Source organism: Oceanobacillus sp. CF4.6, assembly GCF_051262635.1.
In the GTDB taxonomy this organism is placed as follows: domain Bacteria; phylum Bacillota; class Bacilli; order Bacillales; family Amphibacillaceae; genus Oceanobacillus.
This window is the reverse complement of sequence record NZ_JBIMEX010000015.1, coordinates 1-25,593: the sequence shown is the minus strand read 5'-3', so window position 1 is coordinate 25,593 and position 25,593 is coordinate 1. Positions and strand designations below refer to the sequence as shown.

The 25,593-nt window shown below is 38.7% G+C and carries 25 protein-coding genes and 1 tRNA gene; 23 read left to right on the top strand and 3 right to left on the bottom strand.

All coding sequences use genetic code 11. The features are described from left to right. Window positions 1-94: 94 nt before the first annotated feature. The 8 genes from spoVT (at window position 95) to ACHABU_RS17995 (ending at window position 5,845) form a co-directional block, all read left to right on the top strand. Window positions 95-628: a stage V sporulation protein T gene (gene spoVT, locus ACHABU_RS18030; RefSeq protein WP_435766354.1), complete on the top strand. Its 534-nt coding sequence runs from the start codon at window positions 95-97 to the stop codon at window positions 626-628. Window positions 629-759: 131 nt separating this feature from the next. Continuing rightward, window positions 760-2,346, top strand: coding sequence for a putative polysaccharide biosynthesis protein (locus ACHABU_RS18025; RefSeq protein ID WP_435766353.1), 1,587 nt, complete (start codon window positions 760-762; stop codon window positions 2,344-2,346). Then, window positions 2,339-3,790, top strand: a complete 1,452-nt coding sequence (mazG, locus tag ACHABU_RS18020) for a nucleoside triphosphate pyrophosphohydrolase (protein ID WP_435766352.1) — start codon at window positions 2,339-2,341, stop codon at window positions 3,788-3,790. Before ACHABU_RS18025 ends, mazG begins: the two co-directional genes overlap by 8 nt. 4 nt (window positions 3,791-3,794) lie before the next feature. Further along, window positions 3,795-4,052: an RNA-binding S4 domain-containing protein gene (locus ACHABU_RS18015; RefSeq protein WP_435766351.1), complete on the top strand. Its 258-nt coding sequence runs from the start codon at window positions 3,795-3,797 to the stop codon at window positions 4,050-4,052. A gap of 55 nt (window positions 4,053-4,107) precedes the next feature. Continuing rightward, the gene (gene yabP / locus ACHABU_RS18010; protein WP_379496619.1) at window positions 4,108-4,410 is read left to right on the top strand and encodes a sporulation protein YabP; all 303 of its coding nucleotides are present in this window, start codon (window positions 4,108-4,110) and stop codon (window positions 4,408-4,410) included. Next, window positions 4,407-5,006 (top strand): spore cortex biosynthesis protein YabQ, encoded by a 600-nt coding sequence (gene yabQ / locus ACHABU_RS18005; RefSeq protein WP_435766350.1) that lies wholly within the window; start codon window positions 4,407-4,409, stop codon window positions 5,004-5,006. Before yabP ends, yabQ begins: the two co-directional genes overlap by 4 nt. Before the next feature lie 5 nt (window positions 5,007-5,011). After that, window positions 5,012-5,392, top strand: coding sequence for an FtsB family cell division protein (locus ACHABU_RS18000; protein WP_435766349.1), 381 nt, complete (start codon window positions 5,012-5,014; stop codon window positions 5,390-5,392). A 69-nt stretch (window positions 5,393-5,461) separates the two neighbouring features. Further along, window positions 5,462-5,845 (top strand): S1 domain-containing RNA-binding protein, encoded by a 384-nt coding sequence (locus tag ACHABU_RS17995; RefSeq protein ID WP_379496616.1) that lies wholly within the window; start codon window positions 5,462-5,464, stop codon window positions 5,843-5,845. Window positions 5,846-6,578: 733 nt separating this feature from the next. Here the strand turns inward: ACHABU_RS17995 and ACHABU_RS17990 are convergent. The 3 genes from ACHABU_RS17990 to ACHABU_RS17980 form a co-directional block, all read right to left on the bottom strand. Beyond that, window positions 6,579-6,652 (bottom strand) — tRNA-Met (locus ACHABU_RS17990). A 107-nt stretch (window positions 6,653-6,759) separates the two neighbouring features. After that, window positions 6,760-8,298 carry a DHA2 family efflux MFS transporter permease subunit gene (locus ACHABU_RS17985; RefSeq protein WP_435766348.1) on the bottom strand — a complete coding sequence of 513 codons (1,539 nt, stop codon included), beginning with the start codon at window positions 8,296-8,298 and terminating at the stop codon, window positions 6,760-6,762. Continuing rightward, on the bottom strand, window positions 8,295-8,744 hold the full coding sequence (locus ACHABU_RS17980; protein ID WP_435766347.1) for a MarR family winged helix-turn-helix transcriptional regulator: 450 nt from the start codon (window positions 8,742-8,744) through the stop codon (window positions 8,295-8,297). Before ACHABU_RS17980 ends, ACHABU_RS17985 begins: the two co-directional genes overlap by 4 nt. Before the next feature lie 377 nt (window positions 8,745-9,121). Here ACHABU_RS17980 and spoIIE point away from each other — a divergent pair, with 377 nt between their 5' ends. The 15 genes from spoIIE (at window position 9,122) to lysS (ending at window position 25,183) form a co-directional block, all read left to right on the top strand. Further along, window positions 9,122-11,575 carry a stage II sporulation protein E gene (gene spoIIE, locus ACHABU_RS17975; RefSeq protein ID WP_435766346.1) on the top strand — a complete coding sequence of 818 codons (2,454 nt, stop codon included), beginning with the start codon at window positions 9,122-9,124 and terminating at the stop codon, window positions 11,573-11,575. A 294-nt stretch (window positions 11,576-11,869) separates the two neighbouring features. Next, window positions 11,870-12,610 (top strand): VWA domain-containing protein, encoded by a 741-nt coding sequence (locus ACHABU_RS17970; protein ID WP_435766345.1) that lies wholly within the window; start codon window positions 11,870-11,872, stop codon window positions 12,608-12,610. Next, window positions 12,573-13,508, top strand: a complete 936-nt coding sequence (locus tag ACHABU_RS17965; protein WP_435766344.1) for a protein kinase domain-containing protein — start codon at window positions 12,573-12,575, stop codon at window positions 13,506-13,508. The genes ACHABU_RS17970 and ACHABU_RS17965 overlap by 38 nt, the downstream gene beginning before the upstream one ends. Before the next feature lie 55 nt (window positions 13,509-13,563). Continuing rightward, window positions 13,564-14,976, top strand: coding sequence for a tRNA lysidine(34) synthetase TilS (gene tilS, locus ACHABU_RS17960; RefSeq protein WP_435766343.1), 1,413 nt, complete (start codon window positions 13,564-13,566; stop codon window positions 14,974-14,976). Between the two features lie 15 nt (window positions 14,977-14,991). Beyond that, on the top strand, window positions 14,992-15,534 hold the full coding sequence (hpt, locus tag ACHABU_RS17955; protein ID WP_379496743.1) for a hypoxanthine phosphoribosyltransferase: 543 nt from the start codon (window positions 14,992-14,994) through the stop codon (window positions 15,532-15,534). A gap of 171 nt (window positions 15,535-15,705) precedes the next feature. After that, entirely contained in the window at window positions 15,706-17,736 is a 2,031-nt protein-coding gene (ftsH, locus tag ACHABU_RS17950) for an ATP-dependent zinc metalloprotease FtsH (RefSeq protein WP_435766342.1), read from the top strand. A 127-nt stretch (window positions 17,737-17,863) separates the two neighbouring features. Then, complete coding sequence (locus ACHABU_RS17945) at window positions 17,864-18,640, top strand: type III pantothenate kinase (protein ID WP_435766341.1); 777 nt, start codon at window positions 17,864-17,866, stop codon at window positions 18,638-18,640. Window positions 18,641-18,656: 16 nt separating this feature from the next. Next, a complete protein-coding gene (hslO, locus tag ACHABU_RS17940; protein WP_435766340.1) occupies window positions 18,657-19,526 on the top strand; it encodes an Hsp33 family molecular chaperone HslO in 870 nt (289 codons plus the stop codon). 18 nt (window positions 19,527-19,544) lie between these two features. After that, window positions 19,545-20,447: a peptidylprolyl isomerase gene (locus ACHABU_RS17935; protein WP_435766339.1), complete on the top strand. Its 903-nt coding sequence runs from the start codon at window positions 19,545-19,547 to the stop codon at window positions 20,445-20,447. Between the two features lie 132 nt (window positions 20,448-20,579). Continuing rightward, window positions 20,580-21,509: a cysteine synthase A gene (gene cysK, locus ACHABU_RS17930; protein ID WP_435766338.1), complete on the top strand. Its 930-nt coding sequence runs from the start codon at window positions 20,580-20,582 to the stop codon at window positions 21,507-21,509. Between the two features lie 114 nt (window positions 21,510-21,623). After that, window positions 21,624-22,454: a dihydropteroate synthase gene (gene folP / locus ACHABU_RS17925; RefSeq protein ID WP_435766337.1), complete on the top strand. Its 831-nt coding sequence runs from the start codon at window positions 21,624-21,626 to the stop codon at window positions 22,452-22,454. Continuing rightward, window positions 22,447-22,812, top strand: a complete 366-nt coding sequence (folB, locus tag ACHABU_RS17920) for a dihydroneopterin aldolase (protein ID WP_435766336.1) — start codon at window positions 22,447-22,449, stop codon at window positions 22,810-22,812. The genes folP and folB overlap by 8 nt, the downstream gene beginning before the upstream one ends. Beyond that, window positions 22,809-23,321 (top strand): 2-amino-4-hydroxy-6-hydroxymethyldihydropteridine diphosphokinase, encoded by a 513-nt coding sequence (gene folK, locus ACHABU_RS17915; RefSeq protein ID WP_435766335.1) that lies wholly within the window; start codon window positions 22,809-22,811, stop codon window positions 23,319-23,321. Before folB ends, folK begins: the two co-directional genes overlap by 4 nt. Then, entirely contained in the window at window positions 23,291-23,518 is a 228-nt protein-coding gene (locus tag ACHABU_RS17910) for a helix-turn-helix domain-containing protein (protein WP_435766334.1), read from the top strand. The genes folK and ACHABU_RS17910 overlap by 31 nt, the downstream gene beginning before the upstream one ends. Window positions 23,519-23,701: 183 nt before the next feature. Next, on the top strand, window positions 23,702-25,183 hold the full coding sequence (lysS, locus tag ACHABU_RS17905; RefSeq protein WP_435766333.1) for a lysine--tRNA ligase: 1,482 nt from the start codon (window positions 23,702-23,704) through the stop codon (window positions 25,181-25,183). Window positions 25,184-25,593 lie beyond the last annotated feature (410 nt).

Here is a 25,593-nt window from a genome sequence, read left to right as displayed (position 1 = left end):
ATTTATACTAAAACCACACCTGGTGATTTTTACACGTTAAGTAAATGAAACTTTAGGAAAAGTAATCATCATTAGAAAGTGAGGCTGCTTAGAGATGAAAGCAACAGGAATCGTACGTCGAATTGATGATTTAGGCAGAGTGGTTGTCCCAAAAGAGATTAGAAGAACACTACGTATCCGTGAAGGAGATCCACTGGAAATATTTGTTGATAGAGAAGGGGAGGTAATTCTAAAAAAGTACTCTCCAATAAGTGAATTAGGGCATTTCGCAAAAGAATATGCAGAGGCACTGTTTAACTCTTTGCAATCACCTGTAATTATTAGTGACCGGGATGAGGTTATTGCTATTGCTGGTGAATCGAAAAAAGATTATTTAAATAAAAATATTGCTGCTCAATTGACTAAAACGATAGAAAGTAGAACCCAACTATTTGAAGCGGATCCCGTGACGATGGAAATAGTTGAAGGTCAGGAACAGGAACTCCAATCTTATTGTATTAGTCCTATTATTGCGAATGGAGATCCTATCGGGTGTGTAATGATATTCTCTAAAGAGGAAAAAATCGGAAAAGTTGAACAAAAAAGTGCAGAAACAGCTGCAGGATTTTTAGCTAAACAGATGGAATAGTACTTAACGCATCGTGACTGCCTGAGGGGTTTAAATCCTTAGGCAGCTTTTTATTTGATGTATTTAGTATCAAGTGAAAAATTCAACACCTGTGTTATACTAAGGTAAAATTTACATGAAGGACGCGAATCATGAATGAAACAAACAAGCTGGTAAAAGGTGCATTGCTTCTGACATTGGCAGGAATGATCAGTAAAATATTAAGTGCAGGATACCGAATACCATTGCAGAATTTGACAGGAGATATTGGATTTTATGTGTATCAGCAAGTATACCCAATATTAGGTATTGCATTGATTCTTTCGCTATATGGGTTTCCCTCGGCCATATCCAAAATGACGGTCGAATTAAAAGCTACAGGAAAAACGCCTTCCTTTCGAAGTTTTTATCTGCCGGTTTTTTTCATTTTAATTGGAATAAATGGAATTATTTTTCTTCTTTTGTTAGTAAATGCAGAGTCAATTGCAGCTTGGGTAGGGGATACTAATTTAGCACATACCTATCAATTTGCAGCTTTTTCTTTTTTACTTGTTCCCTTTTCTGCTTTGTTAAGAGGGGTTTTTCAAGGAAATTATTTTATGAAACCAACTGCTTACTCTCAGGTGGGAGAACAGTTTGTCCGTGTGTTTATTATAATCATGGCAGCTTTGTATGTTGCTTTTGGAAATCACCAATTATATGAAATTGGACAGGCAGCAGCATTAGCGTCTATCTTTGGTGGAATTGTTGCAATTCTTATTCTTACATTTTTCTTTATCAAAACGAAGCCTGTTTCCAATGAGAAATATGAGATTCCTTGGAATTACTATATGAGAACTTTGTTGATTCTTGGTATTGTAGCTGCATTAAATCATATGGTATTGATTGTTATTCAATTTGCTGACGCATTCACATTGATTCAAAGTTTAAAGGAATATGGGTTAACACAAACGGAAGCCATGGAAGCAAAAGGTGTCTTTGATCGTGGACAACCATTAATCCAGCTAGGAACAGTATTGGGATCATCATTTGCATTAGCGCTGATTCCTTCCATTTCAAAGGAAAAGCTAGAAGTAGATCCGGTTACGTTTTACAACTATATTCGCACTGCACTGCTTTTTAGTTTTTACTTGGCTGTTGGAGCAACCATCGGATTGATTGCTATCTTTCCAGAAACGAATCTTTTATTATTCCAGGATGAAAAAGGAACAATGGAATTACAAATACTGGTACTTTCAATATTTCTGTGTTCGATTGCCATTACAGCCTCTTCCATCCTTCAGGGAATGGGTTATATTAAACGGACAGCTGGATTTATTTTAATCGCTTTTTTAGTTAAATGGATTGGAAACCAACTGTTAGTCCCAGTTTTGGGAATAATGGGCAGTGCAATTGCAACAGTCTTGAGTCTACTTGTACTGTTTATCATCGTTTTGTATGAACTGAAAAAGAAATTGCCGCGAATCGACTTTCTAGGACAAATTATTTGGTCGGCACTTATTAAATCCAGTATCGCAATGGTAGCCTATATTACGCTGATGGATTGGATTTTTTCCGAAGCTGCAGAAGCTTCCCGTGTATTGTTATTGTTCTATGTTTTATTTATAGCTATAACAGGTGCGATTATTTTTATCATGATTCTACTGCGAGGAAGTGCTTTTACAGAGAATGAATTAGCAATGCTGCCCAAGTCAGGGTTGTTTATTCGAATTTATAAAGGGAGGAAAATAAATGAGTAGGATTGAAGTCATTGGGCTTGGTGCCGGGGACGTGGATCAGCTTCCTTTAGGTATTTATAAAAAATTAACAAATTCAGATACAATGATTTATACACGCACCAATGACCACCCGGTTATTACATCATTGCAAGAGGAAAGTGTCCATTTTGAATCTTTTGACGCAATGTATGAGGAAGAAGAACAATTTGGAATGGTGTATGACCGGATTGCAGAAACGTTAATTAAATATGCAAGGAATTCGGACGAGACACTTATCTATACTGTTCCAGGTCATCCGATGCTCGCTGAAAAAACAGTTCAGCTTTTACTGGATCAGACCGAGGTGGAAGTGAAGGTAGTAGGAGGACAAAGCTATTTAGATGATTTATTTACATCCTTAAGGGTAGATCCGATTGAAGGTTTTCAATTTACTGATGGAACCTCATTCAATCGGAGTGACTTGGATTACCGTCATCACATTATTTTTTGCCAGGTGTATGACCGTTTTATTGCTTCTGATGTGAAGCTTGCTTTACTGGAAGATCTTCCACCTGATTATAAAGTTACGATTATTGAAGCAGCTGGAAGTGAGCAAGAAAGAATCATTACGGTACCTTTGGAAGAACTGGATCGCTCTATGGAAATCAGTAATTTGACAAGTGTTTATGTCCCGCCTGCACCACCGACGACATTGAATCATACATTTCGCCGCCTAAGGGAAATTATGGCGACATTAAGGGGACCAGGTGGATGTCCGTGGGATCAAAAGCAGACATATGAATCATTAAGGGAATATACCATTGAAGAGGTATATGAACTCATTGACGCCATTGATGCCGAAGATGATGAAAATATAATAGAAGAACTGGGCGATATACTGATGCATGTCATGCTTTATGGTCAAATAGGTGAGGATGACGGCTATTTTACAATAGACGATGTCATCCGTTCGATTACAGAGAAGATGATTTTCCGTCATCCTCATGTTTTTTCAGATACGAAGGTCAACTCTGTTGAAGAGGTAACAAGGAATTGGGAAGAACTCAAAAAAGAAGAAAAAGGCGATAAACGCAAATCCGTACTCGATGGGGTACCAAAGCAACTTCCTTCTCTTTCAAAGGCTTATAAGCTTCAGAAAAAGGCCGCAAAAGTTGGATTCAATTGGAAAGACGTCAAGGATATCTGGTTGAAACTAGGTGAAGAACTAAATGAAGTCCAGGAAGCTATCGAAACAAAGACCATCAATGAAATAGAAGATGAATTCGGTGATGTTCTGTTTGTGCTGGCCAACTTGACAAGGTATTATAAGATTAATCCTGAAATTGCATTAAACAGGGCTAATCAGAAGTTCATTTCACGCTTTACCTATATAGAAAAGCAGTTTGAAAAGAAGAATGCTGATATGAACAAGGCAACGCTTGAAGAGATGGATGTATACTGGAACCAAGCGAAAGAAAGAGAGTGATACAATGCGATTGGATAAATTTTTAAAGATATCACGAATTATCAAACGGAGAACATTAGCCAAAGAGGTTGCTGATCAGGGGCGGATAACTGTTAATGGGAATAAGGCTAAGGCTTCCACTACACTGTCTCCAGGGGATGAGCTTGTTATTCGATTTGGACAGAAACTTGTAACAATAAAAATTAATGATTTGAGAGAAAAAGTTAGAAAAGATGAAGCTGAAACATTATATACAATCGTCAAGGAAGAAAAGGTTGAATAGAGTTCTATACTTGTCCCTCCTATCATAAATTTGTAATGATAAGGAGGGCTTTTTTATGAACTATTATGATAACAAGGAAACGATAACTCGTGAACAAACGGATCACTCTGTAAAATTGAATAACCGCAAAAACCTAGAGATAACTGGAGTAAAGGAAGTAGACAGTTTCGATAATGAAGAGTTTTTGTTAGAGACAGTGATGGGTTACCTGATTATTCGTGGTCAAAATTTACAGTTAAAGAATCTAGATGTGACAGAAGGTGTCGTTACAATAAAAGGGAAAATCTATGAGCTTTCCTATGTCGATGAACAGCAACAGGAGAAAGCTAAAGGATTCTTTAGCAAGTTGTTCCGATGACACTCAGTGTCCAATTCCTGACTCTAATCGCTATGGTTTCAAGTGGCTTTTATTTGGGAATAATACAAGAAACGTTTCGCCGATTTACACCTTACTGGAAGAACAGTACATTCTTAACGTATTTTTTAGAAATAAGCTTTTGGCTGACACAAACAGGAATTATCTTTTATGTGCTGTTTCGCGTGAATGCCGGGGAATTAAGGCTCTATGTTTTCCTGGCCTGTTTTCTCGGATTTTCTATGTATCAGGTTTTTGCAAAATCGGTATACAAAATAGTATTGGAATGGATTATTCAAATTACGAGCGCTATTTATCGCTTCTTCAAGAGCTTGTTTCAAGGTCTAATTATTACGCCAATCTCATGGATTATTAAACTTATTTTACGTATTATTGTCTCTATTATTACTTTGTTAGGTTCGATAATCCTATTTATTCTAAAAATGGTTTTAACTCCATTTTGGTGGATTGCAATTGGTATTTATAAAGTAGCACCGAGTACATTTAAAAATTTTTTACACAAAATAGCAGGATTTTATAGTACAATGAAGAATATATGTTATAAATACTTGAAGTATCTAAAGTCTAAAAGGAGGTAGTAGCTATGTCATCCAAGAAAAAAACGATTACAAGATTAGACTCGAATTACATGCAGCAGTATGATGCATACATAGATAGACAGATGAGAAAAAAGCAGCGATTAATTCGGCGTCTTGTGTTATTTTCTATTATTATAGCTATCGCTATTGGTAGCATGGCTGCATACCACTTTAACCAGCGTGGGCTTCAAGCTGAAAAACTAGAACAATATGAGCAACTGGAAGAAGAGCTTACAACGTTGAAAAAAGAAGAAGCAAACCTTTCTGAGGAAATTGAGCTTTTAAAAGATGAAGATTATGTTTTGGATATAGCTCGAACGAACTATTTCTTCTCCAAAGAGGGCGAATTAATATTCAAGCTTCCTGACGAAGATCCGTCTTATTGACACTTTTCAATCACATTAATATACTATATAAGAACTACACTTAATCTTTTAAGGAGGAGCATTTTTTTTATGTCAATCGAAGTAGGCAGTAAGCTGCAGGGGAAGGTAACCGGGATTACTAATTTTGGAGCATTCGTGGAGTTGGAAGCAGGTAAAACGGGTCTGGTCCATATTAGTGAGGTTGCTGACAACTATGTCAAAGATATTAACGAACACTTGAGTGTTGGTGACGAGGTAACAGTAAAAGTCATTAATGTCGAAAAAGACGGTAAAATTGGTTTATCCATTAAGAAGGCAAAGGATCGACCAGTACGTCAAAAAAGCCCGAAAGAACGGACTGAAAATTTCGAATCTAAGATGAATCGTTTTCTCAAAGACTCAGAGGATCGTTTAGCCTCTTTGAAGAAGCACACGGAATCCAAGCGTGGAGGTCGGGGTGCTAAAAGAGGGTAGCAGCTGCTGTCTATGGACAATGCTCTAATATATATATAAAGCAGGCGCGGGTTGAAACCAGTACCTGCTTTTTTTAATGTAGAAATGTAATGTTTTACTTTTAATAACTATCTATATTTCAAGAAAGTTTACAAATAGAGGAAAAGAGTAAAATAAAAAGGCTCTGATACTTTTCAATTCAAGATTGCGGAGTCGAGATAAAATGCGAACTAGGATAAGTAACTTCGGCGACCGCTCTGGGAAATATACTTGCGGTCCGTGGGCGGCTGGTGAGCCTCTTCATGCTAACGCATTTCAGAGTCTCACCTATGCCTTTCCTCCCACTGGAGTCTTCGTATATTCCCCAGAGCTGGTATTAAGCCTACAAAAGATTAACAGCTTAGTGATATTAGATAGAAATCGTATCACAACTTCACCAGTCCGGGTGAGCGGCGGGCGGTGACTCCTGCGGGAACAAATGTTTTCGGTGGGGCGAGTAATCGCAGTCCCAGCACGTGTCCGAAGACCAGAAGAGCGGTTTTCTCTTCGGGGCTGAGGCCGTGCCCTAAGGATGCGCATCCGCCCAGAGCGATCCCGGACGGCGGGAAAGGCAGTTACTTCGCAGTTTATACATTTTATGAAACAACAAATCTTTTCGGTGGACGAGTATCTGTAGTTCCATCTTTTAAAAAATAGCAAATAAAAAAATCCACTCAGGCAATCTTAATATGCCGAGTGGATTTTTATTTATTGATAGCGGCGGAGGGGATCGAACCCCCGACCTCACGGGTATGAACCGTACGCTCTCGCCAGCTGAGCTACACCGCCAAAATAAGTCAACAGAATTTATAATACAACAGAGGGGAAATTGTGTCAATAGATATTTCATAATTGATGAAACATGCCATCCCGGTGAACAGCATGTTTCATTCATATTATGATTGTGACGCGTTTACCTTCTGGGTTCCTTGGTCCTTTTGAGCATTTTTGCTTGTTACTTGGTGATTGTACTCCTCATCCTCTTCCACAGGAGCTGTTCGCTTAATAAAGAAAGAAAGAACAAAACCGATTACGGCAAATACTGTTGCAACCATAAAGGAATCATTAATTCCTTGTATGTTTGCCATATTTTCAATGTTTACTAGCTGTTGATCTGTAGAAATTTCTGAGGCAGGCATCGAATTATTCATGTGTTTCACAGTCTGGGTGGTCATGACAGTTACTAAAAATGCTGTCCCAATGGATCCTGCCATTTGGCGCAATGTGTTAGCCATTGCTGTTCCGTGGGAATATAATCTCCTTGGCAATTGATTTAATCCCGCAGTCATAATAGGCATCATAATCATTGAAATTCCAATCATCCTTAAGCTATAGGCAACCATCATAAAATAATATCCAGTTTCATCTGTAAGGTTTGAAAACAAAAATGTTGTCATGGCGATAATGCCAAGGCCAATGAGGGCTAATGGCCGTGCACCTATTCGATCAAATAACTTTCCGGTAATCGGTGACATAAAAGCTGATATAAGTGCTCCCGGTAGTAGCAGTAAACCAGAATCAAGTGGTGAAAATCCACGGATATTTTGCAAATAGATTGGTATGAGAATCATAGCAGCAAACATCGCCATGGTTACAACAACACTAATGATGGTAGTTAATGTAAACATGTTATATTTAAACACCCTGAACTCAAGCATCGGAACTTTTATGCGTAGTTGTCGGGTTACAAAAAAGAACATAATGACAGCACCGATGCCAAGAGGAAGATATACCTCCGGACTGGCCCACCCCTTTTCACCTGCACTGCTAAAGCCATATAATAATCCACCAAATGCAAAGGTCGATAAGATAATTGACTTAAAATCGACTTTCGGATTAGATAACTTTGTGACATTTCGCAAAAGGAAATATGCAAGAATGATATCAATAATAACAATTGGCAATACGATAAAAAATAAAACCCTCCATGAATAGGTTTGCACAACAATTCCTGATAACGTTGGCCCAATTGCAGGTGCAAACATTATTGCAAGTCCGATATATCCCATTGCTGAACCCCGTTTTTCAATTGGAAATAAACTCAAAATCACGTTCATTAATAATGGCATCATTATTCCTGCACCAGCTGCTTGAACAACCCGACCAGCAAGTAGGGACGGATAGGTGAATGAAATTCCACAAATTAGTGTGCCAAGAGCAAAGAGTGACATGGCGGTGAGAAATAAATGCCTTGTTGAAAATTTTTCCATTAAAAATGCGGTAATCGGAATCAATATTCCATTTACTAACATGAATATTGTGGTTAGTGACTGTGCAGCATTTGCTGACATTCCCATGTCAATAATCATGACTGGTAGTGCTACGTTTAAAAGTGTCTGATTCAGAATAGCGACAAAAGCTCCCAACACCATGACAAAAATGATAGGTCCTTTAGGGACTTCCGACGCCTCTACAAAAGCTGTTCTATCTCTCAATTCTGTTCATCTCCATTTACTCTAATCTTTTCTTTAACTAATTGGTGAAGTGCCAGCAAATTTTTTACATCTTCATCACTTATATCATTTAAATTGCGTAAACGATTGTAAAAGAGTCGATGGCCTTCTTTTTCCATTTCCTTCCCTAACGCTGTTAAATTGAGGATAATTGCTCTTCTGTCAGATGTGGATTGTTCCCTTTTTATATAAGAAGCCTTTACTAAGCGGTTAACCGTACTGCTAACCGTACTTTTATTAATATTCATTTTTTGAGTAAGCTCATTTAAACTCAAATTGGGTTCTTTAGATATTAATTTGAGTACTTGCAGTTGGACAATGGTTACCCCTAATTCATTCGCATGATGCCACATCTGTTTATTAAAAAATTTATCTACCTCTCGAAAAGAAGAGATAATTTTACTGATCTTTTCATTATTTTTCTCCATATCGCAACTCCTTCGTAACTAGAAAAGTTCATGCACGGACAATCCACCTATGAACTACTATAGGCAATTGGCTTTTGTTTTGCAAGTGGTTTTTTTGTGGATATTTTTGGAAGGTAAATGGAAAATTAACAACGCATTCGCCAGAACACCTTGGAATTCGGCAAAAGATGGCAGCATCATGAAATACATCAATAGCTATAATCCTAGTACTTCTTAAAAAGTAGAATGATATCTATCGATTTCCTTTCCTGATTTTTGTTGAAACCTGCTTCTTAACTAGAAAGTCGTCGAACGATTTATTAGTTGTGCTTTGCAATTTTGACAAAAAAAAAAAGAATAATATGGTTTACTAGTTTGAAAGATAGGAGTGGGTGACAATGATGAGTTCAATTCCAAGGATAGAATCAAAAGGTTACGGTGTTGAGAAAACCGAAAAGAAGGGGAGAATAAGAAAAGGGATCTCTATGAAAATGAAGTTAATTCTATTGGAGAACGGATGGCTCTTTTATATCGCAGGTTTTTTACTTGGACGGGCTGTTATTTTATCTGCGGTTACCCCGTTTGCTGTAGCGTTTATAGCTTCTATGTGGTTTATACATAGGGAAAAGAGCTTTAAAGCGATGCTTGCCGTTTTGGCAGGAGCATTGAGTTACTCCATGACACACTCTATTTTTATCGGTCTGTCGATGGTGGTATTCATTTTGCTTGCTGCCTTATGTAAAAATTTAAAGAATCAGCAGATTATCTTACCTCTTGTTGTATTTGCCTCAACGTCACTTCCAAGAATGTTCTTGTACTCGGTCCGTGACGCTATTACTCCATATGAATGGCTGCTGCTCGTTGTTGAAGGTGTACTCGGAACTGTCCTAGTTTTAATATTTATGCAAAGCATTCCTCTTTTATCACCGAAAAGATATAAACCTGCATTAAAAAATGAGGAAATTGTTTGTATGATCATTCTCATAGCCTCTGTTTTAACAGGTATGATTGGTTGGCAATTTTATGGCGTTTCTGCAGAACAGGTTTTTTCGCGTTATTTTGTATTACTGTTTGCCTATATTGGTGGCGCTGCCATTGGTTCGACGGTTGGTGTGGTTGCTGGATTAATTTTATCGCTTGCAAATGTGGCAAATCTTTATCAAATGAGCTTACTCGCATTTTCCGGTTTACTTGGTGGTCTTTTAAAAGAAGGGAAGAAACCTGGCACGGCAGTAGGACTACTTGTCGGTACTTTTCTAATCGGTATTTATGGGAGCGCAGTCACATTAATTCCTTCACTCGTGGAGTCTTCAGTTGCAATTCTATTCTTTCTATTAACACCTGCATCCTGGTTCAGCAGAATTTCCCGATATATCCCCGGTACGGAAGAATACACCTATGAGCAGGAGCAATATCTACAGAAGATCCGAAATGTTACCGCAAGAAGAGTTGAACAGTTTTCGGGTGTTTTCCATGCGTTGTCAAAGAGCTTTGCTGTATCTGAAACATTCCCAACGGATGAGCAAGAGGCAAGACGTGAAACAGATTATTTTCTAAGTCAGGTTACCGAAAAAACCTGCCAGAATTGCTTTATGAAAGATAGATGCTGGCAAAAGGAGTTTGATCAGACCTATTCCTTAATGGAAGAAATGAAGGAGGATATTACGGAGGGACTGGAGCCAAATCGAAAAGTAATTCGGGAGTTTGAGAATCACTGCGTAAAATCGAGAAGAGTAGTAGAAGCGATGAAAGAAGAAATGACATCTTATGAAGCCAATCGTAAACTTAGGCAGCAGGTGATGGAAAGCAAACGATTGGTAGCAGATCAATTACAAGGTGTATCTGAGGTGATGGAAGATTTTGCAAAGGAAATATTAAAGGAACGCCAGCATCACGAACTACAGGAAAGTCAAATTATTGATGCATTAAAACATATGGGAATTGACTTGGAGAAGTTGGATATTTATCAATTGGAAAAAGGGAATGTCGATATTGAAATCACAGCATCGTTCTATGATTATCGCGGAGAAGGAGCTAAATTAATTGCACCAGTACTATCCGATATCCTCAATGAAATGATTGTTGTTAAACAGGAGGAAATCTCCCCGTTTCCAAATGGATACAGTCATCTGGCATTTGGTTCTGCTAAAGAATTTACAATTCAAACAGGGGCAGCCAGTGCTGCAAAAGGAGGCGGCCTTGTTTCCGGAGATAGCTTTACAACGATTGAGCTTGGGGCAGGTAAATTTGCGATGGCTATCAGTGATGGGATGGGGAATGGAAGAAGGGCAAGGGAGGAAAGTATGGAGACGCTTCGGTTACTACAGCAAATCTTGCAGACGGGCATTCCGGAGAAGGTAGCCATTAAGTCGATTAATTCCATTCTCTCCCTTCGTACTACCGATGAAATGTTTGCAACACTGGACTTGGCTGTCATTGATTTACATGATGCATCGGTTCGTTTCCTTAAAATCGGCTCCACACCAAGCTTCATCAAACGCGGAAGTGAAATGATGAAGATTGAGGCGAGTAATCTACCAATGGGTATTATTCAAGAGTTTGATGTGGATATAGTAAGTGAAAATCTGAGTTCGGATGATTTACTCATCATGATGAGTGATGGCATTTTTGAAGGTCCAAAACATGTGGAAAATATTGATCTATGGTTAAAGCGGAAAATCAGGGAAATGGCAACAGATGATCCGCAAGAAGTGGCGGACTTGCTGCTTGAGGAAGTAATTCGGACAAGATCTGGGGAAATAAAAGACGATATGACTGTTCTTGTAGCTAAAATTGCGAAGAATACACCGGAGTGGGCAGCGGTTCCTGTTTATGGCAATAAGGCACTGTAGGGAGTGTAGATGTCCTCCGCTTTCCTATGTCTAGCTACGGCAACCAGAGGCTACTTGGACTTCCTGAGCCCTCCGTGCGATAAGTCAACATCAGTTCGCTTTCGCTTACTGTGTTTCCTTTATCTCCTGCGGTTCAGTCCAGTCGGGCCTGCAGGATGCAGGTCATGCCGACGTTGGCTCAGGACGAGCCGGGTTTAGTCGGCCTTCCTTTTCCCGGTTGCCTCCGCTTTCCTATGTATAATCTCCTGTTTTTTTGGTGATGATGTTAGTGGAATAAACAGGGAGGTTGGGGCATTGAAAAATGGGACGTTGAAACAAATTTTACTTCTTACGGATGGTTGTTCGAATAAAGGCGAGGATCCTTCTGCTACTGCAGCTCTTGCGTATCAGCAGGGTATTACGGTGAATGTAATTGGTATTCTCGATGATGGTCAAACAGAAAGCCCGGATGGTTTACAAGAAGTGGAAGATATCGCTTTATCCGGTGGGGGAGTCAGTCAAATCGTATATAGTGAATCACTATCCCAAACCGTTCAGATGGTAACTAAGCAAGCAATGACACAAACGTTGCAGGGCTTTGTAAATAAAGAACTTAGACAGATTCTTGGTTCCAACCAAAGTCTTGAAGATTTAGATCCCGAGAAGCGTGGGGAAATAATGGAGGTTGTTGAGGACTTGGGAGAGACAAGTGATCTTGAAGTTCTTGTTTTAGTTGATACGAGTGCAAGTATGCATAGTAAACTACCAACCGTCAAAGAAGCTTTGATTGATCTTTCCATTAGCCTTAATTCGCGGATTGGAAGAAACCGTTTTTGTATTTACAGTTTTCCTGGAAGACGAAAGGATATTCAGAAAGTATTTGACTGGTCTCCGAAGCTTGATTCCATATCAACTGTTTTTCCGAAGTTGACGAGTGGTGGCATAACACCCACGGGACCAGCAATACGAGAAGCAATGTATCAATTTGGCAAAAAAAGCTTATTAAGGAGCTTTAGGCATGAAGATGAACCCGGCATCGAAGAAGCAGGCTATTGAACTCACACCAGGAACACGTATCAAAGGAAAGTGGCACCAACGCAGGTATACCGTACAACGGAAGCTTGGAGCGGGGGCAATCGGAACCGTTTATTTATGTGAATATGAAGGAAAGCCTGCAGCATTGAAAATTAGTGAAAAAGGAACTTCGATGACCGTGGAAGTAAATGTGTTAAAGTCATTGGAGAAGGTCCAAGGAAATCATCTTGGACCTTCTTTACTTGATGTGGATGACTGGATTACTTCAACTGGGGAAATTTACTCTTTTTATGTGATGGAATATTTAAAAGGGGAAACCTTATCACATTTTATTGGAATCAATGGGAAGGACTGGATTGGTGTTTTCATGGTCCAATTGCTGGAGGACCTTGAAAAATTACATCAAACAGGTTGGATATTTGGAGATTTAAAAGCAGAGAACTTAATTGTTGTTTCGTCTCCACCACGAATTCGTTGGGTAGATGTCGGAGGAACAACCAAGACCGGAAGAGCAATAAAGGAATATACAGAGTTTTTTGACCGTGGATATTGGGGAATGGGCACAAGACGTGCAGAACCTAGTTATGACCTTTTTGCATTTGTAATGGTATTCTTAAATATATATTATCCAAATCGATTTGTTAAAAGTGGAGAACCGTCGGAGAAACTGCTTTTCAAGAAACTTGATCAGGTCAAAGATCTGTATATGTACAGGAGTGTATTGAAAAGGGCTATTAGAGGAACCTATCAATCAAGTGCAGATATGAAGAAGGAACTTATAACAGTCATAAATACAGCGAAGAAGCGGCAAAATTACCATAGAAAGAAAACCAACACATCTTATAAGATTCATCTTGCTGAAACAGGGGGAATAGGATTACTTGCAGTACTTTATTACCTTTTCTCTCTACTTTTTTAGATGTAACAGGTATGATAGAGTTAATTAGTAAAATGATTCTTGGAGTTGGCCATTGATGAAGCAGGAAGTACTTACTTTTATAAAAAAGAACCAGTTACTAAAAAAAAATGCAACGGTTCTTGTAGGGGTTTCTGGAGGACCAGACTCCATGGCGTTACTGCATTTTCTCTCTACTTTAAAAAATGAATGGGGTTTAACGTTAATTGCTGTCTCTGTAGATCATCAATTAAGAGGAGCGGATTCTCTTGCTGATCTGCAATACGTTAAAACTATTTGTGATGAGTGGAATATTGAATTTAAAGGTGCATCATTAGATGTATTTGCATATAAGGAAAAACATGGAAAAAGTACGGAACTAGCTGCTCGAGAACTTCGATACCGTTTTTTTGAAGAACAGATGGAAATTTTTCAGGCTGATTTTCTGGCACTCGGTCATCATGGTGATGATCAGGTGGAAACGATGCTAATGAAACTTGCTCGTACTGCCTCTTCCAGCTCATTTTCAGGAATTCCTGTGAAAAGGGAATTTTCGAGCGGCTATCTTGTTCGTCCGTTTTTATGCCTAACAAAAGGAATGCTGGAGGAGTATTGTAACGCACATCAGATTAAGCCAAGAATTGATTTGACTAATTTCGATACCGCATATACACGCAATTTTTTCAGGAATAAGATACTGCCATTAATAAAAGAGAAAAATAGTAATATACATCGTACCGTTCAACATCTTAGTGAAACAATATCTGAAGATGAGGAATTTCTCAGAAAGGAAGCAGAGAAAATAGTTGAAGAACTGGTTGATTTTGACGCTGGAAATAACATGGCTTCCTTTCAGATAAATTTGTTTAAAAACCGTTACCAAACTTTACAAAGACGTGCCTTTCATCTAATATTGAACTATCTATATGAGGTCTTGCCAAAGGATTTATCCTATGTGCATGAGGAACAGTTTTTTGATTTAATACAACGTGAAGCTGGAAATGCCCGTCTGGATTTCCCATCTGCTCTGAAATTGGAAAAATCTTATGGGTTAATGAAATTTTATTTCTCCAATCACGAGGAGGCCCCTGATCTTTCTTATCATTATACGTTGGACATTCCCGGTACGCTTGAATTACCGAATGGTTCTATAATTGCTGCAAACTTCGCTCAAAAAAATACTCTACAACAAGGTCATCTCTCTTATCTTTTCTCCGCTGAACAGGTAAATCTGCCCTTACATATCAGAACGAGGAAACCTGGGGATCGAATGAGTTGGAAGGGACTAAATGGAAGCAAAAAGCTGAAAGATATTTTTATAGATGCTAAGATACCATTGAGTGACAGGGAAAAGTGGCCTCTGGTTTGTGATGACAGCGGCGAAATCCTTTGGCTTATCGGATTGAAAAAAGGACAAACCAAGTTAACACGGGAACAGGGCACGACTATTCAATTAATTATTGAAAAAGGGAAAAATTTAGGAGGACTTTAGATGCTTCAGGACAACATGCATGGTGAAATCGATCATATTTTAGTTACAGAAGAAGAAATCAAATCAAAATGTCAGGAGATAGGAAAGCAGCTTTCCAAGGAATACGATGGCAAATTCCCACTGGCAATAGGCGTGCTTAAAGGTGCAATGCCCTTCATGTCTGATGTCCTTCGTTATACGGAGATACACTTGGAAATGGACTTTATGGATGTTTCAAGTTACGACGGTGGAACTACTTCTTCCGGAGAAGTAAAAATTGTTAAAGACGTGAATACAAAGATTGAAGGACGCGATTTAATTATTGTGGAGGATATCATTGATAGCGGACTGACACTGAGCTATCTGGTTGATTTGTTTAAATACCGCAAGGCAAAGTCGATTAAGATTGTAACCTTACTAGATAAACCATCTGGAAGAACTGCAGCTATTAAAGCAGATTTGATTGGATTTGAAGTGCCAGATGCATTCGTGGTAGGTTATGGCCTCGATTATGCAGAGAAGTACCGTAATTTGCCATACATTGGAGTGTTGAAACCAGAAGTTTATGGCGGGGAATAACCCTGATAAAAGACCAGATTTTGTAAAATAACGGGAATCATACTTTTCCCATGAACCAATATGTTATCAGGAAGAAAAATAAATCCTGATTTTAAGTTATATCAGTTGTATTTCAACTTTTTCATATGATACGATATACTATAGTTTTTCCCGCTTGGGAGGAGGTTGGCAATGAGTCAAATATTTCGTAACGTCCTGTTTTGGATGCTCATTTTCTTTGTCATAATTGGCGTAATAGGAGTATTCAACGGACAAGGTGAAGAAACAGAAGAATATAATGTACAGCAATTTATGGATTCTTTAAATAACGGTGAGATTGAAGAGTTGACCTACCAACCGTCACATGGCATTATCCGTTTTAACGGAACATTGACTGATGGTGAAACAATCTTTATTGCACAGGTTCCTGATAATACAGAAATCATTGCAGAGATTACGGATACAGCAACGGAGCAAAGTATTCTAAACGTTGCCGAAGAAGAGCAGCCAAGTCCATGGCTAACCTTCCTTACTGGAATCGTTCCATTTTTACTAATCGGCCTTTTCTTCCTATTTATACTTAGTCAGGCCCAAGGTGGCGGCGGCGGTGGTGGCCGTGTCATGAACTTTGGTAAAAGTAAAGCTAAAATGTATAGTGAAGAAAAACAAAAGGTTCGCTTCACAGATGTTGCGGGAGCAGATGAAGAAAAACAAGAGCTTGTCGAAGTTGTTGATTTTCTGAAAGATCCTCGCAAATTCTCGGCGGTCGGCGCGCGTATTCCTAAAGGGGTACTACTAGTAGGACCTCCAGGTACCGGTAAGACACTACTTGCACGTGCTGTTGCAGGAGAAGCTGGAACGCCATTCTTTTCAATTAGTGGTTCAGACTTTGTTGAAATGTTTGTTGGTGTCGGTGCTTCTCGTGTACGTGATTTATTTGAAAATGCGAAGAAAAATGCACCATGTATCATTTTTATTGACGAAATTGATGCTGTTGGACGTCAACGTGGTGCGGGTCTTGGTGGCGGCCACGATGAACGTGAACAAACGTTAAACCAACTACTCGTTGAAATGGATGGTTTCGGAGCGAACGAGGGAGTTATTATTATAGCTGCTACAAACCGTGCAGATATTCTTGACCCGGCATTGTTACGTCCAGGTCGTTTTGACAGACAAATTATGGTAGACCGTCCAGATGTTAAAGGACGTGAAGCTGTACTTAACGTGCACGCTAAGAATAAACCATTTGATAGTACGGTTGACTTGAAAGTAATTGCCATGCGCACGCCAGGTTTCTCTGGTGCAGATCTTGAAAACCTGCTAAACGAAGCTGCACTTGTAGCTGCAAGAAACGATCGTACATCCATTGGTATGTTAGATATTGATGAAGCTACTGACCGTGTTATTGCAGGGGTTTCTAAGAAAAATAAAGTTATTTCGCCAAAAGAGAGAAATATTGTTGCTTATCATGAAAGTGGACACACAGTCATTGGTATGATTTTAGATGATGCTGATATGGTACATAAAGTTACAATTGTACCTCGTGGTCAAGCTGGAGGATACGCAGTGATGCTTCCTAGAGAAGATCGCTACTTTATGACGAAACCAGAACTGTTTGATAAAATTACTGGTCTTTTAGGTGGTCGTGTTGCGGAAGAAGTTATTTTTGGTGAAGTAAGTACGGGTGCTTCTAATGACTTCCAACGTGCTACATCGATTGCTAATAAAATGATTACCGAATATGGTATGAGTGATAAGATTGGACCAATTCAATTCACTAGTGGTGGTGGCGGTAATGTATTCTTGGGCCGCGATATTAACAGCGATTCAAGCTATAGTGAGGCTATTGCTGAAGAAATTGATAAAGAAATGCAAAACTTTATTAATTATTGTTATGACCGCGCCAAGAAAATCCTTACTGAAAACAAGGATAAATTGGAGTTAATTGCTCAAACACTTCTTGAGGTTGAAACATTGGATGCAAGGCAAATTAAATCATTGTTTGACGAAGGTAAACTTCCAAATCCGGTAGAACCTGCGAAAGACGATGTTAAAGTAAATATTCATTCAAAAGATGAAGAAGAAGCATTATCTTATGATGAGGCCAAAGAAAAAGCAGAAGTAGAAGCTGAGGCTGAAACTGATAACAAGAATTATATCGAAGATCCGATTATGAACGATAAAAATTCCGATGCCGATTCGGAAGATAAAAACGATAAGTAATAAAGTAAAAAGCAGCCATGTTGATGGCTGCTTTTGTCTTGCCTTTATAGCTGAAACATAGCATTTCTAATGATTTCTAAAGTATGGTATATTAAAAAACAGAGATGATAGGAAGGTATGGTGGCTAATGTTATTTGTACTTGATGTAGGGAATACAAATACTGTTCTAGGAGTATTCGAAAAAGACAAATTAAAGTATGAATGGCGGATAAAAACAGACCGCTATAAAACAGAAGATGAATTTGGAATGTTAATTAAATCTTTATTTAATTTTAAAGATGTTTCTTTTTCAGAAATTGATGGGGTTGTCATTTCTTCTGTGGTACCACCAATCATGTTCGCATTGGAGAAAATGAGTAGGGATTATTTTAATATAGATCCAATGGTTATCGGTAATGCGGATTTCCAAACCTATTTGAAAATGAATTATCCAAACCCAAAGGAAATTGGGGCCGATCGTATTGTGAATGCGGCTGGAGCTATTAAAGAACATGGTGCACCACTCATCATTATTGATTTTGGAACCGCAACAACCTATTGTTATATTAATGAAGCAGCCGAATATTCGGGAGGAATTATAACTCCAGGGATTAATATTTCAATGGAAGCATTGTACAGTAAGGCTTCCAAGTTACCAAAGATTGAGATTCAGGCGCCGGATCATGTTATTGGGACTTCGACTGTTGAAGCAATGACTTCGGGTGTCTTCTATGGATATGTTGGGCAGGTTGATGGTCTAGTCAATAAGATAAAGGAAGAGAAAAAGGGAAATCCAAAAGTGATCGCTACTGGAGGGTTGGCAAATTTGATTTCTGATGAATCGACCACGATTGATATTGTTGACCCACATTTAACGTTAAAAGGACTTTACTTAATCTACCAGAAAATAAATCAACAACGATAAAAGGAGAGAACCTTAGATGAAAGATCACCTTATAAAAGCAACAACATTTAACGGAAAAGTCCGTGCATACGCGATTACATCCACCAACACAGTAGAGGAAGCGCGAAGAAGGCAGGATACCTGGGCAACAACTTCTGCAGCACTTGGAAGAACGATTACAATAACCGCTATGATGGGTGCAATGCTCAAGGGTGAAGATTCGAATACCATTAAAGTGCTGGGAAATGGACCAATAGGAGCTATTATTGCGGATGCAAATGCGAAGGGACATGTGCGTGGCTATGTTACCAATCCGCATGTGGACTTTGAATTGAATGAAAATGGAAAATTGGATGTAGCCCGTGCAGTAGGGACAGAAGGAAGCTTAAGCGTTATAAAAGATTTGGGTCTAAAAGATTACTTTACTGGAGAGGTCCCGATTGTTTCTGGAGAAATCAGTGAAGATTTTACGTACTACTTTGCTACATCGGAACAAGTGCCTACTGCTGTAGGAGCAGGTGTTTTAGTTAATCCCGATCACACGATTTTGGCTGCCGGTGGTTTCATTGTGCAAGTAATGCCTGGTGCAGATGAAGAAGTTATTACCAGGCTGGAGGAACAGATACAATCCTTCCCATCCATATCGAGCCTCATTCGTGAAGGGAAGAATCCGGAACAAATCTTACAGCAATTGTTTGCGGGGGAAGAAGTAAAAGTCCATGAAGCAATGCCAATCGAGTTTCGTTGTAAATGTTCGAAAGAAAGACTGGCTAATGCAATCGTAGGTCTTGGAAATGAAGAAATCCAAAGTATGATTGATGAAGATTATGGTGCTGAAGCCATCTGTCATTTTTGTAATGAAAAATATCATTTTACAGAACAGGAATTAGAAGAATTGAAACGGTAGGGAAGGGAGTTTAACAATATGTCAAAAAAATTACTACTTGGTATCGTTGTTGTGCTTCTAGTAACAAATATTGCTTCTCTATTGTTTTGGAACCAAGAGGAAAAGACGGTCATAAGTGAAAATGATGAAATGGAAATAAAGCAAAATGAACCTGTTGCAACTATTGGTGAGGAAGAAATTTCTTATCAGCAATGGGTGGATAAATTAAGATCTGCTCATGGTCAAAAACAGTTAAAAACAATGGTTGATCGTGTGGTAGTTAATCAATTATCTCAAGAAGAAAATATTGAGATTGATGAGAAAATTATGCAGCGTGAGATTTCATTCTTGTATACCATGCAAGATATTATGACAGAAGAGGAATCTGAAAGGGAAGAGGAAAAGTGGCGGGAAGATATTATTTATCGCTACCAGTTACAACAATTGTTAACTGCAGATGCATCCATCCCTGAAGAGGAATTGCAAACGTATTATGATACTTACGGTGAACAATATAATTTCTCGTCATCAATCAAGCTTTCTCATATTCTTGTTGATAATTTTGAGACTGCCGAAAAGGTTTACTCTGAATTAGAGCAGGGTGCTAAATTTGAATTGCTTGCACGAGAGTATTCAATCGATGAAGAAACGAAAAACGGCGGTGGGTATTTAGGATCCATTTATACATCAAGTCAGTTTCTGCCGAGCAGTTATGAAGAAGAGGCATTAGAAATGGATGATCACACCTATAGTGAACCTTTTCAGGCTGAAAATGGTGTAGCTATTTTATATCTGCATAAAGAGCTACCGGAAATTAAATTTACATATGAAGAAATTAAACCTTATATGGAAAGTGAATTAGCGTTACAGGAGCTCGGTCAAACACTAAATGCAGATCCTTTGTGGGAAGAATTAGACATTGAATGGATATATGGACAATAACAAGTTACCTAATTACGGAGTGTTTCTGAATAATAAACCAGTATTTTCAGATAAATTATTTGACATTTTTATTAAAAAGCCGTACATTATAAATAAATCATATGAAAATACTTGGAATTAGGAGGGGTTAATATGAAAGTTGCTGAAAATATTACAGGTTTAATTGGTGGTACTCCCATTGTTAAATTAAATAACCTGACAGATGCTGAAAGTGCCGAGGTATATGTAAAACTTGAATTTATGAATCCAGGGAGTTCTGTAAAAGATCGTATTGCTGTTGCAATGATTGAAGCTGCAGAAAAAGATGGTGGCTTAAAGAAAGGCGATACCATTATTGAACCTACTAGTGGAAACACAGGAATTGGTCTAGCGATGGTAGCTGCTGCCAAAGGATATAAAGCTGTACTAGTAATGCCCGATACAATGAGTCAGGAACGTCGTAATCTTTTACGTGCCTATGGTGCTGAACTTGTATTGACACCAGGAGCAGATGGCATGAAAGGTGCGATTGCAAAAGCGGAAGAGCTGAAAAGGGATAATGGATATTTTATGCCACAACAATTCAGTAACCCTGCAAACCCAGAAATTCACGAACTGACTACCGGTAAAGAAATTGTAGAACAAATGAGCGACGGCCTCGATGCATTTGTTTCCGGTATTGGGACTGGTGGAACAATCACTGGTGCTGGTAAAGTGTTGAAAGAGAAATTTGAAGGTATTAAAATTTACGCAGTAGAGCCTTCAGCATCTCCAATTTTATCAGGTGGATCACCTGGACCGCATAAGATTCAGGGAATTGGCGCAGGTTTCACACCTGAAGTGTTAAACACGGAAGTTTATGATGAAGTATTAACAGTAGAAAATGAAGAATCATTTGAAATATCACGTAAAGTGGCTACAACGAATGGTATTCTTGGTGGGATTTCATCCGGTGCTGCAATAGCTGCAGCCTTAAAGGTTGCTAAGCAGTTAGGTAAAGGTAAGAAAGTACTTGCAATCTTACCGGATAATGGAGAGCGATATTTATCTACCCCTCTCTATCAATTTGAAGACAATGAATAGTAAATAATAAAGGCAAAAGGGTCGGCATGAAGATGCTGGTCCTTTTTTTCTTGTTATAGATAGGGTACGATAGATAAAAGCATACATATAATTACAGAAAGTAGGTTTATATAAGTGATTTTAAAAACAAAAACAAAGACATATGACCTATCTGAAAGAACACACATTATGGGGATTTTAAATGTTACACCAGATTCCTTTTCGGATGGAGGACATTATACGTCGGTTGAAAAAGCGATTGAACAGGCGGTGCTAATGGAAAGGCAAGGTGCTGACTTTATTGACATCGGCGGCGAATCAACCCGTCCCGGCCATGATCCAGTATCCGTAGAAGAAGAGATCGAACGGGTTGTCCCGGTTATTCAAGCGTTAAAGAAAAGAATTAACATTCCAATCTCAATCGATACGTACAAATCAGATACAGCAAGAGAGGCTGTTAAAGCAGGTGCTGATATCATCAATGATGTTTGGGGTGCGAAAAGAGAACCGGAAATCGCTCGGGTGGCGGCAGACGCTCAGGTTCCGATTATTTTAATGCATAATCGTTCAGATGAAGATTATACCTCTATTATAGAAGATATGAAAAAGGATTTGGAGGAAAGCATTCAAATTGCAGTCGATGTAGGAGTTCGGAAAGAGGATATTATACTGGATCCTGGAGTGGGTTTTGCCAAGTCGGCTAAGGATAATCTTGTTGTCATGAATAACCTGGAACAGTTCGTGGGAATGGGATATCCGTTTCTTTTAGCGACCTCCAGAAAGAGATTTATTGGTCGTGTGCTCGATCTCCCCGCTGTAGACCGAGACAATGGCACTGGTGCGACTACAGCTCTGGGAATCGTGAAGGGTGCCCAAATTATGCGTGTACATAATGTTAAGCTGAATGTAGAAATAGCCAAAATGACGGATGCTATCCTTAGAGAAGGAGGATCTGACATTGGATAAAATTTTACTGAATAATATGCAGTTTTATGGATTTCATGGTTTGTTCCCTGAAGAAAATAAGCTAGGTCAGCGATTTAATGTAGATTTGGAGCTTTACTTGGACTTGAGTAATGCCGGCCAGACAGATAATATGTATGACTCTGTACACTATGGCCATGTTTATAACCTAGTGAAAGAAATTGTTGAAGGGGAAGCGAAGAATTTAATTGAAGCTGTTGCAGAGGAAATCGCAGAAAAACTACTTTCTTCTTTTGAGCTATTGGAAGCATGCTTGGTAAAGGTAATTAAACCTGACCCACCAATCCCTGGACACTACCAGTCCGTAGCGGTAGAGATTTTAAGGGAGAAAACAGTATGAATCGTGCATATCTGGCTTTAGGTACGAATATTGAACCGAGATACAAACATTTAGTAAATGCTTTAGAATTGCTCAAGAAAAATGAGCGCATATCCATTAAAAGACAATCATCTATTTATGAGACAACACCGGTAGGATATATGGATCAAGCCGATTTTTTAAATATGGTTATTGAAGTAGAGACAGCTTTATCCCCGATGGAACTGCTTGCGTATTGCCAGTCGGTGGAATTACAACTTGGCCGTAAACGAGAAATTCGGTTCGGTCCACGAACAATAGACCTTGACATTTTGACATATAATCAAGAAAATAGTACAGTAGAACGATTAATAATACCACACCCAAGAATGCATGAGCGCGCCTTTGTGCTCGTTCCATTACAGGAAATCGCGCCAGATATGATTCTGCCTGTCTGGAATAAAAGTGTAGTGGATTTTATTAATGATCTTCCTGATACAGACATAAAGGATGTAAGCATATGGACACAAAACGAATTGGAAGAAGAGTAAAAGCATTTCGCAAACTGAAAGGATTCACACAAATAGATTTCGCAAAGACACTAGATGTATCCGTTGCACAGTTAGGAAATATAGAGCGGGGTACAAAAGCAGTGTCGGATGAGTTACTTGATCGGATTGCTGCCAAGCTATCCATTTCAAAGGATGAGATTACGCTGGAAAAGACTTGTAAAGACAAAGCAGAGTAAAATAATAAGGTTGTGAGATCTGCCGGCTTTTTGCTGGCAGGTTTTTCTGCTTTACATATAGTGCGTGTTCAAAAAGGAAGTTGAAAAGACCAAGAAGGTCGAGGGGTGAAAGCAAGGGAATAGACGTGAAAGAAGAAGTGTTTTGCTATATACTTAATATTATTAATGACTGGAGTGATAAAAGTGTCAGAAGAAATGAATGAACAGATGCGCGTACGTCGTGACAAACTAAGCGAATACCAGGAAAAAGGACTTGATCCTTTCGGTGGAAAGTATACAAGAACGCATTTATCAAACGAACTTATAGAAAAATATGATCAATATTCTAAAGAAGAATTGGAAGAATGGACTGATAAAGTTACCATTGCTGGCCGCCTGATGACAAAACGTGGCAAAGGAAAAGCCGGCTTTGCACATCTCCAGGATCTGAGTGGGCAAATTCAATTGTATATACGCAAGGATGCAATTGGTGATGATGCCTACGAAGTATTTAACTCTACTGATTTAGGTGATATTGTCGGTGTAACGGGAGTAATGTTCAAAACGAAAGTAGGGGAGCTTTCTGTAAAGGCTACAGAATTCCACTTGCTAACCAAATCACTTCGACCACTGCCTGAAAAATATCATGGGTTAAAAGACATTGAGCAACGTTATCGTCAGCGTTACTTGGACTTAATTACAAATATGGACAGCAGAGAAACTTTTGTATTACGTAGTAGAATCATTCAATCAATGCGTGAATATTTGAATGGACAAGGTTTCCTTGAAGTGGAAACACCAATGATGCATAGTATCCCCGGTGGAGCTTCTGCACGTCCTTTTATTACCCATCATAACGCATTGGATATTGAGTTATATATGCGTATTGCAATTGAGCTTCACTTAAAACGGTTAATTGTCGGCGGACTGGAAAAGGTATATGAAATCGGCCGTGTATTCCGTAATGAGGGTGTATCGACAAGACATAATCCGGAATTTACAATGATTGAATTATATGAGGCGTATGCAGATTACCATGATGTTATGGCATTAACTGAAAATCTGGTCGCACATATTGCAAAAGAAGTACTCGGATCGACAAAAGTGACGTACGGAGATGAAGAAGTCGATCTTGAACCACAATGGACAAGACTTCATATGGTAGATGCGGTAAAAGAGAACACAGGAGCGGACTTCTGGCAGCAAATGACAGATGAAGAGGCGCGTGCTCTGGCCAAAGAACATGGTATTGCAATTAAAGAAACGATGACTTTTGGCCATGTCGTAAATGAATTCTTTGAACAAAAAGTAGAAGAAACATTAATTCAACCTACTTTTATCTATGGACATCCAGTGGAGATTTCCCCGCTCGCTAAGAAAAATAAAGAAGATGATCGATTTACAGATCGGTTTGAGTTATTCATTGTAGGAAGAGAACATGCAAATGCATTTAGTGAATTGAATGATCCGATTGATCAACGTGAGCGCTTTGAAGCTCAAGTTAAGGAAAGAGATGCTGGTAACGACGAAGCGCATCTGATGGATGATGACTTTTTGGAAGCACTTGAATACGGTATGCCTCCAACTGGGGGACTAGGAATTGGTATTGACCGCCTTGTCATGCTATTGACAAATTCCCCGTCTATCCGTGATGTCTTACTGTTCCCGCAAATGCGTAATAAATAAATCGTTCGTTAGCCCCCATTCTAAAAAGTCATGTATCCTTAGTAAATGGGGGCTTTTATATGTCGGTTTGTTATTATTTGTTTAGAAGTTAACTGTCTAGGGAATATAGGGAAGAGATACTCGCTAATAGGTTGATAAGGATGGAATCAATTAGAAGGAAACAAGAGAATCCACTTGCTAAAAATGATGAGCACAATAGCATATAAATAAATTAAATAATACAAATACTAATTTCCGTATATTTCTTTGCATATTCCTCTTGATTTAGTTTTAAAAACATGGTAAATTAATAAACGTTGCTTTAAGGCAACACACAAACAAGTTTTGAACTGAGAAAAATAGCTTCAAAGGAATTTTAAAAAAAGTGTTGACATTAATAATACGAAATGGTATATTAATAAAGTCGCCAA

Coding starts and splice junctions, on each gene's coding strand:
- spoVT (WP_435766354.1), top strand. CDS start 95: ATGAAAGCAACAGGAATCGTACGTCGAATTGATGATTTAGGCAGAGTG.
- ACHABU_RS18025 (WP_435766353.1), top strand. CDS start 760: ATGAATGAAACAAACAAGCTGGTAAAAGGTGCATTGCTTCTGACATTG.
- mazG (WP_435766352.1), top strand. CDS start 2,339: ATGAGTAGGATTGAAGTCATTGGGCTTGGTGCCGGGGACGTGGATCAG.
- ACHABU_RS18015 (WP_435766351.1), top strand. CDS start 3,795: ATGCGATTGGATAAATTTTTAAAGATATCACGAATTATCAAACGGAGA.
- yabP (WP_379496619.1), top strand. CDS start 4,108: ATGAACTATTATGATAACAAGGAAACGATAACTCGTGAACAAACGGAT.
- yabQ (WP_435766350.1), top strand. CDS start 4,407: ATGACACTCAGTGTCCAATTCCTGACTCTAATCGCTATGGTTTCAAGT.
- ACHABU_RS18000 (WP_435766349.1), top strand. CDS start 5,012: ATGTCATCCAAGAAAAAAACGATTACAAGATTAGACTCGAATTACATG.
- ACHABU_RS17995 (WP_379496616.1), top strand. CDS start 5,462: ATGTCAATCGAAGTAGGCAGTAAGCTGCAGGGGAAGGTAACCGGGATT.
- ACHABU_RS17980 (WP_435766347.1), bottom strand. CDS start 8,744: ATGGAGAAAAATAATGAAAAGATCAGTAAAATTATCTCTTCTTTTCGA.
- spoIIE (WP_435766346.1), top strand. CDS start 9,122: ATGATGAGTTCAATTCCAAGGATAGAATCAAAAGGTTACGGTGTTGAG.
- ACHABU_RS17965 (WP_435766344.1), top strand. CDS start 12,573: ATGAAGATGAACCCGGCATCGAAGAAGCAGGCTATTGAACTCACACCA.
- tilS (WP_435766343.1), top strand. CDS start 13,564: ATGAAGCAGGAAGTACTTACTTTTATAAAAAAGAACCAGTTACTAAAA.
- hpt (WP_379496743.1), top strand. CDS start 14,992: ATGCATGGTGAAATCGATCATATTTTAGTTACAGAAGAAGAAATCAAA.
- ftsH (WP_435766342.1), top strand. CDS start 15,706: ATGAGTCAAATATTTCGTAACGTCCTGTTTTGGATGCTCATTTTCTTT.
- ACHABU_RS17945 (WP_435766341.1), top strand. CDS start 17,864: ATGTTATTTGTACTTGATGTAGGGAATACAAATACTGTTCTAGGAGTA.
- hslO (WP_435766340.1), top strand. CDS start 18,657: ATGAAAGATCACCTTATAAAAGCAACAACATTTAACGGAAAAGTCCGT.
- ACHABU_RS17935 (WP_435766339.1), top strand. CDS start 19,545: ATGTCAAAAAAATTACTACTTGGTATCGTTGTTGTGCTTCTAGTAACA.
- cysK (WP_435766338.1), top strand. CDS start 20,580: ATGAAAGTTGCTGAAAATATTACAGGTTTAATTGGTGGTACTCCCATT.
- folK (WP_435766335.1), top strand. CDS start 22,809: ATGAATCGTGCATATCTGGCTTTAGGTACGAATATTGAACCGAGATAC.
- ACHABU_RS17910 (WP_435766334.1), top strand. CDS start 23,291: ATGGACACAAAACGAATTGGAAGAAGAGTAAAAGCATTTCGCAAACTG.